Source organism: Leptolyngbya sp. FACHB-711 (assembly GCF_014695615.1).
Classification (GTDB): domain Bacteria; phylum Cyanobacteriota; class Cyanobacteriia; order Elainellales; family Elainellaceae; genus Leptolyngbya_A.
Map to the genome: position 1 here is coordinate 1 of NZ_JACJOR010000438.1, position 14,559 is coordinate 14,559.

Annotated in this window: 10 protein-coding genes; 7 read left to right on the forward strand and 3 right to left on the reverse strand. The window is 50.5% G+C overall.

Annotated features, from left to right (window positions below; genetic code table 11):
• Positions 1-182 precede the first annotated feature (182 nt).
• Positions 183-1,484, forward strand: a complete 1,302-nt coding sequence (locus H6F80_RS19585) for a S41 family peptidase (RefSeq protein ID WP_190793202.1) — start codon at positions 183-185, stop codon at positions 1,482-1,484.
• Positions 1,485-1,607: 123 nt separating this feature from the next.
• On the opposite strand, the gene H6F80_RS19590 is transcribed toward H6F80_RS19585, so the two are convergent.
• On the reverse strand, positions 1,608-2,111 hold the full coding sequence (locus tag H6F80_RS19590) for a GNAT family N-acetyltransferase (protein ID WP_190793203.1): 504 nt from the start codon (positions 2,109-2,111) through the stop codon (positions 1,608-1,610).
• 485 nt (positions 2,112-2,596) lie between these two features.
• Here H6F80_RS19590 and H6F80_RS19595 point away from each other — a divergent pair, with 485 nt between their 5' ends.
• The 6 genes from H6F80_RS19595 (at position 2,597) to H6F80_RS19620 (ending at position 13,012) form a co-directional block, all read left to right on the forward strand.
• Positions 2,597-3,214, forward strand: coding sequence for an Lrp/AsnC family transcriptional regulator (locus tag H6F80_RS19595; RefSeq protein ID WP_242067460.1), 618 nt, complete (start codon positions 2,597-2,599; stop codon positions 3,212-3,214).
• Between the two features lie 433 nt (positions 3,215-3,647).
• Positions 3,648-4,532 carry an alpha/beta hydrolase gene (locus H6F80_RS19600; RefSeq protein WP_190793204.1) on the forward strand — a complete coding sequence of 295 codons (885 nt, stop codon included), beginning with the start codon at positions 3,648-3,650 and terminating at the stop codon, positions 4,530-4,532.
• A gap of 109 nt (positions 4,533-4,641) precedes the next feature.
• Entirely contained in the window at positions 4,642-6,708 is a 2,067-nt protein-coding gene (locus H6F80_RS19605; RefSeq protein ID WP_190793205.1) for an AMP-dependent synthetase/ligase, read from the forward strand.
• A gap of 41 nt (positions 6,709-6,749) precedes the next feature.
• The gene (locus H6F80_RS19610; protein WP_190793206.1) at positions 6,750-9,173 is read left to right on the forward strand and encodes a 3-hydroxyacyl-CoA dehydrogenase/enoyl-CoA hydratase family protein; all 2,424 of its coding nucleotides are present in this window, start codon (positions 6,750-6,752) and stop codon (positions 9,171-9,173) included.
• Between the two features lie 41 nt (positions 9,174-9,214).
• Positions 9,215-10,399, forward strand: coding sequence for an acetyl-CoA C-acyltransferase (locus H6F80_RS19615; RefSeq protein WP_518523615.1), 1,185 nt, complete (start codon positions 9,215-9,217; stop codon positions 10,397-10,399).
• Between the two features lie 204 nt (positions 10,400-10,603).
• Positions 10,604-13,012, forward strand: a complete 2,409-nt coding sequence (locus tag H6F80_RS19620; protein ID WP_190793207.1) for an acyl-CoA dehydrogenase — start codon at positions 10,604-10,606, stop codon at positions 13,010-13,012.
• Positions 13,013-13,141: 129 nt separating this feature from the next.
• On the opposite strand, the gene H6F80_RS19625 is transcribed toward H6F80_RS19620, so the two are convergent.
• Positions 13,142-14,401, reverse strand: coding sequence for a cysteine desulfurase-like protein (locus tag H6F80_RS19625; protein WP_190793208.1), 1,260 nt, complete (start codon positions 14,399-14,401; stop codon positions 13,142-13,144).
• A complete protein-coding gene (locus tag H6F80_RS19630; RefSeq protein WP_277879225.1) occupies positions 14,398-14,559 on the reverse strand; it encodes a 2OG-Fe dioxygenase family protein in 162 nt (53 codons plus the stop codon). Before H6F80_RS19630 ends, H6F80_RS19625 begins: the two co-directional genes overlap by 4 nt.

Consider the following 14,559-nt stretch of genomic DNA (forward strand, 5'->3'; position numbering starts at 1 on the left):
TTGCAATTGCGCTAACAGCTTACGCCGGGGAACTTAACCAACAACAGGCACTTGCAGCAGGATTCCAGGGGCACGTTGCTAAACCAGTTGACCCGGAGAAGTTAGTGGATGTAATCATCTCCTTAATGAAAGAGAAATAGATGGGTGAAGTTCCACTTATTTGAATAGGGATTAGAACAGTAATGGCTCGTTTTTCTTCTCGTTTTTATAAACCAGCGAAGTATTTTGCAAAGTATTTTTCGATCGCGCTGATTAGCTTTGCAGCGTTGTTTTTGCTTTGGTTTATATCTCCTGTTTCATCTCAGGAATCAATCGAAGAGAAAGTATTTAACGAGGTTTGGCAGACGGTCAATGAGAATTTTTACGATGAGAATTTTAACGGGATTGACTGGGCAGCGATGCGAGACAAATACAAACCGCAAGCCGCAGCAGTTCAAACTCGTCAACAGCTTGCAGGAATCGTGAATCAGATGCTAGCTGAACTGAAGACTTCTCATACCCATTTCTACTTGCCCAATGAAACTGCTTATTATCAACTTTTAGGAATTTTTCAGCCTGACATTCAAGATCTGCCGTCCGCTGCAAAAGCACTGTTTCCAAATGACAAGTATGAGTACACGGGCATTGGTATCTTTACAAAAAACATTAACGAGAAACTATTTGTAAGCGGGATATTAGAGGGCAGTCCAGCCGCAAGTACCAGCCTGAGGGTCGGCGATCAATTGCTGAACGTAGACGGCAAACCTTATCAAGCGATTGATTCTTTTGCAGGTAAAGCCGGGCAGAGTGTGACACTGTTAGTTCAGCGATCGCCTGACCCGAATAGCCAGCAAGAAATTAGTGTAACTCCGCAGAAATTTGACGCGACGACCCTATTCAAAGATGCTCAACAGGCAAGCACTCAAATCATTGAGCAGCAAGGGAAACGCATTGGCTATCTTCATATCTGGTCCAATGCCGCTGACTCTCACCAGCAGCAAATGATCCAAGAGTTGATGTTTGGTAAACTCGCCGAGGCAGATGGCTTAGTGCTCGATATCCGTGACGGCTGGGGCGGGGGGTCGATCGATTATCTCAATTTCTTCACGGGCGAGAGTCCGAGCGTCACCAGTATCAGACGAGATGGCAATGCGTTCGTTGCAAACTATCGCTGGAAAAAACCTGTGGTGCTGTTGATGAACGAAGGCAGCAGAAGCAGCAAAGAGATTATTGCTTATGGCTTTCAGCAGTCCAAAATCGGGGCTTCAGTTGGCACGACGACCGCAGGCGCAGTGGTAGCAGGACGTGGATTTGTGATGCAGGATGGCAGTTTGGTGTATGTCGCTGTAGCTGATGTTTTGGTGGATGGAAATCAGCGATTAGAAGGAAAAGGAGTTACCCCAGAGATTGCTGTGACCTTTCCACTCCAATATGCAGCAGGGGCCGATCCTCAAAAACAGCAGGCGATCGACACGCTTATCAGCGCAATTGCAAACTCGCCCTGAAGATAGCAGCAGAGGAGCAAGGCGATTTGTCCAAAAGTGATTCAAGCCAGCGGAAAGAGCTACGCGATTCAGCAGGATAAAGGACAATTTCTCGCTGTGGGCATCGAAGCAGGCTAACCACGGCTAGAAATCTTTCAGCCGCTTGTATTTCTCGTCTACCAGAACAACTGAAGTCTCAACTTGCCGAGCTGAAATCGTCCAATATCGCTTCAGCAGGTCATTCTTCTCCTCCTCGGCAACAAGACAAAAACCGTTCTTCTCATAAAAACCGATTGCCCAACTAGCCGCTTTCCAGGTTCCAATCAAAATTGGTTTTGTTGAATCTCTAATTAATTCCCGAAGTAGAAGTGTTCCGATGCCTGTGTTCCTTTGTTTTGTTCTGACATACGCATGGCGAATTAGCTCAACATCCGTTTTGTCCTGAATTCCCATCACTCCAATCATTTCATTATTATCGATGTAACATGAAAACTCTACGCCGCTCTCAATTTGCACTTTTAACTCTTCTTGAGTCATATAGGGCTCGTGCCAGCAGTCAGGGGGAATAATCCCTTTATAAGCAATTGCCGCATCATTAATGATATTGAAGATTTCCTCAAAGTCTTTATCAGCACTTTTTCGTATCATGGGATTTACATTTCTCGTCAAATTTTCTGTTAACTTCAGAATTGTAAACTGCAGACTATCGTTAACAATGCCTGTTGATTCCAGCTCTATCCGATGTTAACTAATTGCTTTTCGTTAAACGGTTCACTTTTCTCCCACAATTGCTCAAATGCCAGGCTCATTATACTGACCCTACCTGGGTGACGAATCGCGATCGACGGGAAGCTGGGCGAGCCTCCCAACGAGTTTTGCATCCAGACCAAGGCAATAGCATCAAACACCTACATCTCTAACGGCAGCTCTTGCCAGTTAAACACATCTGTACAAGGACAGATTTTATTCAGACTAAAGTTTCATTTATAAACTCGATCGTTCCATCTAGATCAGAAAGCTCTGTTTTATCGAGTTCAGAGTGTTAAAAATTAACTCGAATTCTTGACTTTATTTAGAACAATTTACTAGATTGTGAGTATAAAAAATTAGTAGCTGAAGCCGGAGGGGGAGACTTGAAGAAGAAACTCTCTGGGGTCAAACTCACCGATAAGCTGACAACTAACGAGCAAAATACGAACGAACAAGATACAAACAAGCAAAATACAAGCAAACAAAATACGAACAAGCAAAATACAAATAAACAAGTCGGGCAATCCCAGCAACTCGACGAGCGAGATCGGCTACTGCTGCAACTTCTTCAAGAAAACAGCCGAATGAGTAATGCCGAACTTGCGCGCCAGCTAAAACTTACCGCTCCTGGGCTGCAAAAGCGGCTCAAAAAGTTAGAAGACAACGGGTTTATCGATCGCTACGTAACCCTAGTCAACCGCGAGGCGTTGGGATTGGATCTGCTGTGCTTTGCTCAGGTCACTCTTGCCCATCATCAACCGGAGTGCGTGGGGCAGTTTTGTGAACAGGTGCAAGGGCTACCGGAGGTGCTGGAATGCCATCACTTGACTGGGGAATTTGACTACCTGCTTAAAGTGGTTGCATTCGATCGTCAATGCTTGGAACAACTAATGAGTGAAACTATCACCCAAATTCCAGGTGTCGATAGAGTTAAAACGAATATTGTTTTAACCGAGGTCAAAGCCTCAACCTCCCTGCCGTTAACAAATCAGCATTGTTGACTTGAAAAACGCTTTCGTGGGAGGCAACTCGGCGCAAACGCTGGTACTTGCGTTACCTGTTAGAGCCTGGTAGGAACCGAGGCCGTGAGGGTGAACTTGTATTGCGCTGAATGCACAATACGTTGACTCCAACGGTTTACTCCAGAATTGCCTTCCCTCAACGAATTTGGCTCCATTCTTTCAAGTGTCACAGGTTCAGTTGCTGAGTGTGTGATGCCTGCTTTCAGGGTGTGTCTTAGAACTCTTGATAGTCCGAAAAAAGGCGTTGCTGAATAAGCGTATGATACGCCCCCCTAGCCCCCCAAAGTTGGGGGGAACCAGAATTCAAAGTCCCCCAGCATTGGGGGATTTAAGGGGCGATGCAGAAACTAAATTTGCACCGTTCATATCCCGATCCAGCAACGCCCGAAAAAATACCTGTTGGGGGAATTCCATGAAGCATAAACAGGGAAGGTTTAAAGGATTTCGAGGATGTCAACTGTATTATCAAAGCTGGCTGCCAACGCAACCCAGTCAGGCGATGATTATCCTGGTGCATGGGCTGGGAGGACATAGCGGTGTTTTTAAAAATGTCGTTGAGTACTTAGTTCCCCAAGGCTATGAGGTATATGCCTTTGATTTGCGAGGACATGGGCGATCGCCCGGACAACGAGGGCATATCAACCACTGGAAGGAATTTCGAGAGGACTTGAGTGCCTTCTTGCACTATATTCGGTCGCAGCGCACCTGCTGCCCCTTGATTATCTGGGGACATAGCCTCGGTGGAACCATTACTCTGGACTATGCATTACGATCGCCCAACGACATTCAAGGACTCATTCTCTCAGCACCAGCACTCAGTAAAATCAATATTGCCCGAACAAAACTGGTGTTGGGGCGGATGTTGTCCAGAACGGTGCCGCGCTTCAGCCTCAAATTGGGAATTCGCAATGAGTATGGTTCACGGGATCCAGAAGCGATCGCTGCCTATACTCAAGACCCTCTGCGCCATGAATACGGCAGTGCCCGGTTGGCAACGGAGTTCTTTAAAACAGTGAATTGGATTCAGTCCCACGCCTCTGAACTGAAAATTCCACTCCTGATTATGCATGGCAGCAGCGATCGCGTCACGTTACCTGAAGGAAGCCGTGCATTCTTTCAGCAGGTCATTTTTCCTGATAAAGAACATCGCGAATACGAAGGAAATTACCACGATTTATATATTGATAACGACTATGAGGAAATCTTCTCCGATCTCATCACCTGGCTCGATCAACACCTTGACCAGGCAGAATACTGCCAGCCTTTTAGCAGTTTTGGGTTAACCAATCCAACCTAATGCGCAAGCTTTGTCGATTCAAAAATAATTTTGAGTGGACGTAAGTTTAACAAAAAACCATCCTTCAATATGCAATTGAGGAGAAGAAATTGTTTCTTCTGGAAAAACCATGCTATGGACAAAATCCCCTCGCTTGCCGACTGCATTTGTTCCCACCATCCCAGACACAACGCTACCTGCTCTGCTTGATCTAGCCTGCGATCGCACTCTCAACTCCACCGCACTGAACCAACCAAGTCCTACAGGCTGGCAATCGCTTTCAAACTATGCGTTTCGGGAGCAGTGTCAGACTGTGGCGCAAGGACTGTTAAGCCTGGGTTTGCAGCCGGGCGATCGAATTGCCCTGCTGACTCAAAATGATACTCGGTTTGCGATCGCAGACATGGGGAGTTTGATGGCAAGTTTAGTTAATGTACCGATCGATCTAACACAGACGATCGAAAACATTATTTTCATCCTGCAACACAGCGAAGCCAGGCTACTGTGGGTCGCTCAGTGGGATTGGCTCGAACAACTTGTGCCCTACCTGGATCAGTTGCCTGTGCTCCAGCATGTTGTCGTTGAGTCTGTTCCTGAATCTATTCCTGAATCCGGGGCTGATTCTGAGGCTGAATTTGGGACTGAGCCTGAGAAGTGGAGGGCGATTAGCGCGAAGCGCAACTCCGAAGGAACCGCTCTGCCCCATTTCTGTCACATTCTTTCGCTGACGGAATTGCAAAATCGGGGACAAAAACAGGCAGCAACGGGGTTAGAGCGACCTATCCTGTCTCCTCAGAATTTAGCGACCATCATTTATATTCCCGCAGCCAACGGCGAACTGTTAGGGGTAATGCTGACTCATCGCAATTTAGTAGGCAGTGCTTTGGCTGCATTTGCCAGTTTATCGGGTTTACAGTGGGGGGCAGAGGAAACCGTTCTTTCATTTCTACCGTTAACGCACGTATTTGCTCGCTGTTTGCTCTACGGGCATCTGTACTATGGACACAGCATTTACTTTTCCACTCCCAATCAGATCCTCAAACATCTCAAACAAGTTCAGCCAACGATTCTCGCAACCGTTCCCATTTTTCTAGAAAAAATCTTTAATAAGTTTCTGGAGTGGGGGCAACAGGTTGAATCGAAGTGGAAGCAGCGCGTTTTTACCTGGACTCTCAAGCTGATGCGATCCAACGCTTCAGGTCGACCGTTGAGCAGACATCATGCGGTTTTGCTGCGGCTCGCAGATCGATTGGTGCTGTCGCAGTGGCGATCGCTGTTTGGCGGACGAATCAAGTATATCCTCTGTGGCGGGGCTGCCCTGAAAGCAGAGTTGGTTCGTGGATTTGCGACGGCAGGGGTGACGGTTTTACAGGGCTATGGGCTGACGCAGGCAGGTGTTGTTTGCTTCAATCGCGCGGAGCACAATCAAGCGGGAACCGTTGGCGTACCCATCCCTGGAACGGAAGTGGCAATCGCCCCTGATTCCGAAATTCTGGTGCGGGGAGATTTTATCACGCCGGGGTATTACAAAAATCCAGCGGCAACCCTGGAGCTGATTGATGCTCAGGGCTGGCTGCACACAGGCGATTTGGGTCACTTTACCTCCGATGGGCTACTGCAAATCACAGGTATTAAAAAACCACTGTTCAAGCTCTCGATAGGCAAATACATTGCCCCTCAGCCCATCGAAGCCCGGTTGATGCGATCGCCCTTTGTTGCGCGAGCCTTAATTGTTGGTGCTGATCGGAAGTATTGTGCTGCCCTGATTCTGCCGGATTGGAGCGCGTTGGGCGATTACCCCTTCGGGGAACTGCAAAGCAACCGCCTGCAATCGCTCAGCCTGGATGATGAGAGGCTCTTGCAGCATCCTTGTACATTGGCACTTTATCAGTCTGTGGTTAACGCTGCAAATTGCCATTTGCCTTACTGGGCGATCGTCAAGCGGTTTCGGTTAATCTCGCCGCACTCCCACTCCGGAAAAGATTGGTTGAACGGAAACTTGAATCGAAATGAAGTGGCGATCGCCCTTACTTCAGACATCAACGATTTATATCAGGAAAGAAGCCCAAAAGATTCACCAAGTCAGCTAGCAGTGACCGATCGGGAGATGTCAGAAGTGATTTTAGAAATCACCTGTCCGATTCCTCCTGCTGTGGTTTGTCCCACTTACGCTCAGTCACTCCACATTACTCGCTAGACACTTCACCTTCAACTCATTGCACAGGAGGCATTTGACTCATGTTCCAACCTTTTCAAACGGTCGCTGTTTTGGGCGCGGGAGTCATGGGCAGCCAGATCGCAGCCCACCTTGCAAATGCAGGGCTAACCGTCCATCTTCTGGATCTGCCGGGATCGGAGGCAAACAAAAACGATCGGGTTGAAGCTCTGTTTAAGAAAGCACTCAAGCTTTCACCCCCAATCTGCTTCACCGGAAAGATAATTCACAGAATCACGCTGGGGAACTATGAGGAACACTTTCATCGTTTGAGCGGAGTCGATTGGGTGATTGAGGCAGTGATCGAAGATCTCCAGATTAAGCAACAATTGATGGAACGTCTGGAGGAGGTGATTCGCCCGGATGCGGTCGTCTCCAGTAATACGAGCGGATTAAGGATTGGGTCGATAGCCCAACATCGCTCTCTCTCCTTCCGTAAACGCTTTCTCGGCACTCATTTCTTTAATCCTCCCCGCTACCTCAAATTACTGGAACTGATTCCCACCGCTGACACCGATCCGGCTGTTGTGGAGTGCGTCCAGTGGTTTGCTGAGATGCATCTGGGCAAAGCGATCGTCCACGCCAAAGATACACCTAATTTCATCGCCAATCGAATTGGTGTATATGTCACGATGCTAGGTCTACAAGCCTGGACTCAGCAAGGATATACCATTGAGGAAATTGACACGCTCACTGGAGCGCTGATGGGCAGACCCAAATCTGCCACCTTCCGCACCGCCGACCTGGTGGGACTCGACACCCTGCTTGCGGTTCTGGAACACCTCTACCCCGCCCTACCAGACGACGAGAGCCGCGAAATCTTTCAGGTTCCCGAGATTCTGCGAAAACTGGTTTCTACGGGGACGCTGGGTGCGAAATCAGGACAGGGATTTTACAAGAAACAGCAATCTCAAATTCTCTCCGTCAACCCGGTGACGCTGGCGTATGAGCCTGCACAACCGATGAACCTGGGGGACAACCTGAAAGCGATTGCCAAAATTCCTGACCTGCACGATCGCCTGCGGGCACTGTATGACGATTCTAGCCGTGCGGGAGACTTCTTCCGCCAAACCATCCTGAACATCCTGACGTACAGTGCCCGTCGCATTCCAGAAATTGCCGATAGTCCCCTGGAAACCGATCGGGCGATGCGCTGGGGCTTTGGTTGGGAACTGGGCGTGTTTGAAATCTGGGATGCGCTGGGTTTCCAGCGGATACTCACCGCTCTGCAGACAGCACACCAGTCAATTCCAGATTGGGTTCTCCAAATGGCGGAGGCAGGGAACGATCGCTTTTATCAGCTCGAAAAAGCACCGTTATCCGATGCTCAAGTTTCCGCCCCGGTTCCCCAGATCTCGCCGTCACAACAGTGGCAGGTGTATCAGCCCAGTAATCAGCCCAGAGGTCAATATGTCCCAATCCCTTCGCCCGTCGATGAGATCAATCTATCCATGCTGCGAAGCGACCCCAAACGGGTTGTCTGGCAGAACGCGGAAGCGGGATTAATCGATCTGGATGATGGCGTTTTGCTGTACGAGTTTCGATCGAAGGGCAATACGCTGAGCTTTAAAGTGATAGAGGGATTAACCGAAACGCTACGAATTTTAGAAAGTGATGACAACGTTAAAGGAGTCGTGATCGGCAATGAGAGCGATAATTTCTCAGGAGGCGCAAATTTAGCCGAGATAGGAATGCTCGCGCAGTCAAATCCAGCAGCGATCGCTCAACTGATTGAACAATTTCAGTCTACCCTTCAGCGTCTCCACTACGCGCCTAAACCGATCGTTGCTGCAATTCAAGGGCGAGTGTTGGGGGGCGGCTGCGAACTCGTAATGGCTTGTCCTCAGGTGGTTGCTGCCGCAGAGACGTATATCGGTCTGGTTGAGCTGAGTGTAGGACTGATTCCCGGTGCGGGTGGCATTATGCGAATGGTGGCACGGGCAGGCGAACGAGCAGCTACCGCTACACCGGGACATGTTCAACCTTTCCTTCACAACGCCTTCGAGACGATCGCCACTGCCAAAGTTTCTAATAGTGCGGAGGAAGCAAAAGAGCTAGGATTTTTGCCGCCCACGGCTCGAATTGTGATGAATGGCGATCGCCGCCTTGCCATTGCCAAAGCAGAAGTCCTGCACCTCGATCGCATCGGTTATCTTCCTCCCCCCCGACAGCCTGCCATCCTGGTTGCAGGACGCTCAGGACAGGCAATGCTAGATCATGCCGCCTACGTGTTTGAACAAGCAGGGTACGCCAGCGAATACGATCGCTACCTGGCAGAACGATTGGCCTATGTGATGACGGGAGGAATGCTCTCGGCTCCAACGCAGGTATCCGAAGAATATTTGTTGCGGCTAGAGCGAGAAACATTCTTGCCCCTCCTCGCGCAACCCAAAACTCAAGAACGGATTGCTCACATTCTTAAAACGAAAAAGCCATTAAGAAATTAATCGTTCAACCAATCCTTGATGATTCCAAAGAGGACGCGAAGATGATGGAAACAGCTTATATCGTCAGTAGTGTACGAACTGCGGTTGGTAAAGCGCCTCGCGGTACGCTGCGAAATATGCGGCCAGATGACCTGGGGGCGATCGCCGTTGAAGGTGCTCTGAATGCAGTCGAAGGGGTGGAGCCGAAGGATATCGAAGACGTGGTTTTTGGCTGTGCCTTTCCCGAAGCAGAGCAGGGCTTCAACCTGGGACGAATTGTTGCTCAACGCGCAGGACTCCCCGATTCTGCGGCTGGCGTCACGGTCAACCGCTTCTGTGCCTCTGGGCTACAGTCGATCGCCTTAGCATCCCAGTCGATTGCGATGGGACAGGCAGATGCGATCGTGGCGGGAGGGGCTGAATCGATGAGCCTGATTCCAATGGGGGGACACCTGATTGCTCCCAATCCGGATCTGATTGACAACACTCCTCAGGTTTACACCACGATGGGTTTGACCGCTGAAAATGTAGCGCAACAGTACGGTGTTTCTCGTGCCGACCAGGATGCCTTTGCGCTGCGATCGCATCAGCGGGCAATTGCCGCCAACCAGTCGGGCAGGTTCGACGAGGAACTGGTCCCGATCACGGTTCAAACCACCCAGTATCACGAGGGACAGGTGCAGTCCAGCGAAATGGTTTTATCTCAGGATGAGGGACCGCGCCGCGATACGAGTCTGGAAGCCCTGTCTCAACTGCCGACAGCCTTTAAGGTCGGGGGCAGTGTGACAGCAGGTAACGCATCGCAAATGTCTGACGGGGCAGCCGCCACACTCCTGCTCAGTCAGCGCAAGGTCGAAGCGTTGGGTTTAAAACCGCTGGGACGCTTGCTCGGATTTGCCGTCGCGGGTGTTCCTCCCGAAATGATGGGCATTGGTCCTGTTGTCGCCATTCCTAAAGTCCTGGAACAGGTGGGACTCACGCTAAATGACATCGGCTTGATTGAATTGAACGAAGCGTTTGCCGCTCAATCTCTCGCCGTCATTCGCAAACTAGGCTTGAACGAAGACATTACCAACGTGAATGGTGGGGCGATCGCCCTCGGACATCCCCTGGGCTGCACCGGAGCCAAACTCACTGCTACCCTGCTGCACGAAATGAAACGCCGGGGGGTGCGCTACGGGTTAGTGACAATGTGCGTTGGAGGCGGCATGGGTGCTGCGGGCGTTTTCGAGAATTTGATGGCGTGACAGCAGACCATTGGTGCGATTTCACCAAGTCTGAACGTTTCAGCGCAGATGCCCTGTCGTGACAGTAATACCAAATCCTCAACATAGGGTTACAGAAGATTGACAAGGGCGGCTTAGAGATAAGGGCAATTCGCGAGCCGCCCCCACCGGATCTGTAATCTCACTTCAGGGAATCGGTATAGCCCTTATCTGGGGAAAACAACTATGATTTCATTGCCATTCACAATCATCATTTCTGTTTTTTTACTGTTCATTTTGGGATATTGGGGTGTTTCACTCTGGTTGTGGTCGATCTACCTCAGTCTTGTTCTTTTTGCATTCGCTTCGCCGATCTGGCTATGGGGAGTTTGGGCTATTGTTGCAGTCATTCTCAATGTTCCTCTGTTACGACGGGCTTTGATTAGCACACCGATTTTGCGGGGAGTGCGATCGCTCCAACTTCTGCCCCAAATCTCCGAAACCGAGCGGGCTGCCATTGATGCGGGCACTGTTTGGATTGAGGGCGAGTTTTTCTCTGGGCAACCAAACTTCCAGCGCATCCAGCACCAGCCTTATCCAGAGGCAAGCCCCACACTTCAGGCGTTTCTCGATGGTCCTGTAGAGAATGTTTGTCGCATGGCAACCGATTGGGAGATTCATCGCCGCAAAGACTTGCCGCCGGAGGTCTGGCGTTATCTCAAACAGGAAGGCTTTTTGGGGATGCTCATTCCTCAAAAGTACGGTGGATTGGGCTTCTCTAATCTCGACTACAGCACGATTATGGTGAAGCTCGCCTCTCGCTCTTTTATCTATACCGCGACCGTGGGTGTGACCAATTCGCTGGGACCCGCTAAACTGCTGCTCAACTACGGCACTGCCGCCCAGAAGGAATACTACCTGCCGCGACTGGCACGGGGAGAAGAAATTCCCTGCTTTGCCCTGACCGAACCGACCGCCGGTTCTGACGCTGCCAGCATTACTTCTCAAGGCACGGTGTTTCGGGGAGAGGATGGCAAGTGTTACGTGCGGTTGAATTTCCGCAAACGGTACATCACGTTGGGGGCGATCGCCACTCTTATTGGACTCGCCTTTAAACTCCATGATCCCGACAACCTTCTAGGCAAAGGCCCTGATATTGGAATTACCTGCGCCCTGGTTCCCGCCAACACGTCTGGTGTGATTCTCGGTAAACGCCACGACCCAATGGGCGTTCCCTTCTACAACTCTCCGATCGAAGGACAGGACGTTGTTATTTCTGTAGATCAAATTATTGGTGGTGTCGAGCAGGCAGGGCAAGGTTGGAAGATGCTGATGCAATCGCTGGCGGCAGGACGGGGCATCAGTTTTCCTGCGAGCTGCACAGGCATCGCTAAATTCGTCACCCGTGTCACCAGTGCCCATGCGACGGTGAGGCAACAGTTTGGCTTGTCGATCGGACGATTTGAGGGTATCGAGGAGCCGCTCGCTCGCATTGCAGGCATCACCTATCTGCTGGAAGCTGCCCGCGTTTATACCTGTGCTGCGGTGGATCAGGGCGAAAAGCCGTCGGTGGCGTCCGCGATCGCCAAATATCAGTTCACCGAACTTGCTCGCAAACTGGTCAACGATGGCATGGATATCCTGGGTGGTGCGGGAATTTGCCGGGGACCGAGAAATCTGCTGGCGAACGTTTACAGTGCCATGCCGATTCCCATTACCGTTGAAGGCTCTAATATCCTCACTCGCACCCTAATGATCTTTGGTCAGGGGGTAATTCGTTGCCATCCTTATCTCTATGCCGAAGTCAAAGCCGTTCAAGAAAATGACCCCGTAGCATTCGATCGCCTGCTGTGGCAACATCTCGGTTTTGTTTGCAGAAATATCTTTAGAACATTGCTTTTAAGTCTTTCGCGAGGGACGATCGCCCGCTCTCCAATTCCCGGACCCACCGCTCGCTACTACCGCAAACTCACCTGGATTTCTGCCCAATTCGCCCTGCTCACTGACCTTGCGCTGCTCTGCTTTGGGGGCAGTTTGAAACGTCACGAAAAAATCACTGCACGCTTTGCTGACATCGCCTCATGGCTATACCTCAGCGTTGCGACCCTACGGCGTTTCGAGGCGGAAGGACAACAGCCCGAAGACCTACCCCTGGTCGATTGGTCTCTGCAATACAGCCTGATGCAAATCCAGCAAGCGATCGAGGGGATCTGGAGCAACCTGCCTATCCCCGCAATGGTTCGCGCCATCGTTCTAATGAGCTGTCGGCTCAATCCCGTGGGGCAGCCTCCTCTCGATCGTTTGGGAAGCCAAATTGCTCAGCAAATCCAGAAACCGGGTTTGGAACGCGATCGCCTGACTGCCGGAATTTACCTTCCCACTCACCCGGACGAAGCATTGGGACGTTTGGAACAAGCCTTTGTACTCTGTACCCAGGCAGAAAGTGCGACCAAAACTCTGAAAACTGCCATTCGCAAGGGTCAGTTTACTGCTCATTCTTCCGAATCGCCTTTCTCCGATCCAGCATTGAATGCGGCAGCCGAGGCTGAAATCATTTCCGCGATCGATGCCCAGTTCATTCGTGTTGCCGAAACGGCTCGTCAGGCTGCAATTCAAGTCGATACCTTCACGCTAGCAGAATATCAACTGCTGTAGCGAGCAAATGCTTTGCTTAAAATTTAGGGCGTTGCTGAATCGAACACGGGATCAAAAGTCCCCCCTGGGGTTGGGGGGCATATTCATCGCCTGACTCAGCAACGCCAAATCCTGTTTATCGATCCAACCTCATGCCGCAACCGGATGCACTGCCAACTCGTGCAGGGTATGCAACAGACGATAAATTTCTTCTGGCGTGTTGTAGTGGGTACAGCCAATTCGCAGCAGTCCTCCTCTTGCCTCCAGTCCAAGGTGCTGAATCAAATTCAACGCATAGAAATGACCGTGCCAGGCGAAAATACCTCGGTCGCCCAAAGCTCCTGCCAGTTCAGCCGGGGAATATCCTGCCAAGCGAAAGGCAATGGTGGGAGTTCGCCAGACAAAATGGGCTGGGTTCTGGATGCCATAAAGCGTGAGACCCGGAATCTCTAACAGGTGAGGAATCAGAGAGTCGGAGAGCGATCGCTCATATTCTTGAATGGCAACCATTGCGGTCATCAAAGCCTGGCGGCGATCGGTTGCAGTGGAGATGATGCGGCGACCCAGTTCAGCTAAATAATCAATACAAGCAACGACACCAGCCAATCCCTCAAAGTTCAGCGTCCCCGTTTCCCAGCGACAGGGCACTTCATTGGGCGCAGGCAAGACTTTATAAGGATATAGCCGAGCCAAGTGTTCTCGTTTGCCGTAGAGGATTCCCACATGGGGGCCGAAGAATTTGTAGGCAGAGCAAACCAGAAAATCGCAGTCTAGCGATCGCACATTGATTAAACCGTGGGGCGCATAGTGAACGGCATCCACAAAGGTCGCAGCACCGACAGCATGAGCCAGCTTGATAATCTGAGCCACATTGTTAATCGTGCCTACCGCATTCGAGGCATAGCCGATCGCCACCAGTTTGGTTCGAGGTGTAATCTGCCGTTCTAAATCGACTAAATCCAGCGTGCAGTCTTCTAGATGAATATTTGCCGTGCGAACGATCACGCCTCGTTCTTTTAGTGCCAGCCAGGGGGAGACATTGGCATCATGATCAAGTTGCGTGACCACGATTTCATCCCCTGCTTGCAACAACCGCCCAATGGCACGGCTGATGGCAAAGGTAAGGGTCGTCATGTTGGCTCCAAACACGACTTCACCCGCATCGCAACCCAAGAAATCAGCCACGGCAGCTCTCGCCTGGTTCACCAAAGCATCGGTGTAAACACTTGTAGCAAATGCCCCATGCTGATTGGCATTCGCGGTCAGGAGATAGTTAGTGATCGCATCAATGACTCGCTGAGGAACTTGAGTGCCCCCAGGTCCATCCAGAAACAGAACGGGGTGTCCGTTGATCTGTTGCCGCAAAGCGGGAAACTGAGCGCGAATCCAACTGAGATCAAGCACTGTCATAGCCTGCTTTCCTCTGATACTTCATCCGGTGGAAATAGCCCTGGGCAGGTCAATACAAAAACATCTCTTGTCCCTTGTCCATAGCCGATCGCCTTCACTGGGGAGGTGTAGTGAAAATATTGATCGTCCTTAAACACCAAAAATTCTCCCGGATGCAG

Excerpts from the sequence above, each read along its gene's own strand:
- H6F80_RS19615 (WP_518523615.1), top strand. The coding sequence starts at position 9,215 with ATGATGGAAACAGCTTATATCGTCAGTAGTGTACGAACTGCGGTTGGT.
- H6F80_RS19625 (WP_190793208.1), bottom strand. The coding sequence starts at position 14,401 with ATGACAGTGCTTGATCTCAGTTGGATTCGCGCTCAGTTTCCCGCTTTG.
- H6F80_RS19605 (WP_190793205.1), top strand. The coding sequence starts at position 4,642 with ATGCTATGGACAAAATCCCCTCGCTTGCCGACTGCATTTGTTCCCACC.
- H6F80_RS19600 (WP_190793204.1), top strand. The coding sequence starts at position 3,648 with ATGAAGCATAAACAGGGAAGGTTTAAAGGATTTCGAGGATGTCAACTG.
- H6F80_RS19620 (WP_190793207.1), top strand. The coding sequence starts at position 10,604 with ATGATTTCATTGCCATTCACAATCATCATTTCTGTTTTTTTACTGTTC.
- H6F80_RS19585 (WP_190793202.1), top strand. The coding sequence starts at position 183 with ATGGCTCGTTTTTCTTCTCGTTTTTATAAACCAGCGAAGTATTTTGCA.
- H6F80_RS19610 (WP_190793206.1), top strand. The coding sequence starts at position 6,750 with ATGTTCCAACCTTTTCAAACGGTCGCTGTTTTGGGCGCGGGAGTCATG.
- H6F80_RS19590 (WP_190793203.1), bottom strand. The coding sequence starts at position 2,111 with ATGATACGAAAAAGTGCTGATAAAGACTTTGAGGAAATCTTCAATATC.